This window comes from Klebsiella sp. HMSC16A12, assembly GCF_001808265.1.
In the GTDB taxonomy this organism is placed as follows: domain Bacteria; phylum Pseudomonadota; class Gammaproteobacteria; order Enterobacterales; family Enterobacteriaceae; genus Klebsiella; species Klebsiella pneumoniae.
In genome coordinates this window covers 1-1,298 of sequence record NZ_KV792597.1, presented here as the reverse complement: position 1 = coordinate 1,298, position 1,298 = coordinate 1, and the positions used below count along the sequence as shown (strand labels likewise).

Annotated in this window: 1 protein-coding gene; it reads left to right on the top strand. The window is 52.3% G+C overall.

The genetic code is table 11. The features are described from left to right. A partial coding sequence (locus tag HMPREF3140_RS10795) for an ISNCY-like element ISKpn21 family transposase (RefSeq protein ID WP_228705077.1) occupies positions 1–1,298 on the top strand: 1,298 nt, incomplete at both ends.

Genomic DNA, 1,298 nt, shown 5'->3' with positions numbered 1-1,298 from the left:
ACTTTGAAAGAGATCAACCGGATCAAGATTATACAGGACGTCATTGAACGTCGCATCACAACGCGCCGTGCGGCCGAGCACCTCGGTATCAGCGACAGGCAATGCCGCAGACTTCTTGCCCGTTACCGTGAAGGCGGACCGCTTGGTATGGCCAGCAGACGATGTGGCATGCGTGGTAACCGCCAGTTGCCACCCGGGCTCGCAGATCAGGCTCTGGAACTGATCAAGACGCGTTATGCTGATTTCGGTCCGACTCTGGCGCGTGAAAAGCTCGAAGAACTCCACGGACTGTTTCTTGGCAAAGAAACTGTCCGGCGCATCATGGTGCGGGCTGGCTTATGGGTTCCCCGTAAACAACGTGCCGCAAGGATCCCTCAACCACGGTACCGGCGTCCGTGTACTGGTGAGCTGATACAAATAGATGGCTGTGATCACGACTGGTTTGAAGGCCGTGGCCCGGCCTGCACCGCGCTGGTCTATGTTGATGATGCAACCAGCAAACTGATGGAACTGTTGTTTGTTAAATCGGAGTCCACGTTTTCTTACTTCGAAGCCACGCGGCGCTATATCGATAAGCATGGTAAACCGCTGGCACTGTACAGCGATAAAGCCGGTGTTTTTCGTGTTAACAATAAACACGCCACAGGCGGAGACGGGCATACTCAGTTTGGGCGAGCCATGCATGAACTGAACATCCAGACTATCTGTGCAGAAACCAGTCCCGCCAAAGGGCGTGTAGAACGAGCTCACCTCACTTTACAGGATCGTCTGGTCAAAGAGCTGCGGTTACAGGGCATTTGTTCAATGGAGGCTGCAAATGACTTCGCTGAGGCCTATATGGCTGACTATAACCGCCGTTTTGGCAAAGTACCGCGACATGATTTTGACGTACACCGTGCTGTAGAACATGATGAGGACCTGGGGCTTATTTTCACTGTTCGTGAAAAACGTAAAGTCTCAAAATCGTTGACGATACAATATGATAAAATGTTGTACCTGATTGAAGACAGCGAACTGAGTCGCCGTGCAATAGGTAAATATATCGATGTGTATCACTATCCTGATGGCAGAAAAGAGCTGCGCCTGAACGGTACGCTACTTCCCTACTCTACCTACGACCGACTGTCAGAAATCGACCAGGGCGCGATTGTCGATAACAAGCGTCTTGGCCGAACCCTGGAGTTTATCAGTCTGGTGCAGAGCAAGCGGGATAACACGCGCTCTCAGTCAATTCCCGCTGGAGATGGCCCTTCCCGACGACGGCCAAAGCAGGAAGGGAAGAAATCCCAGCGCTCACT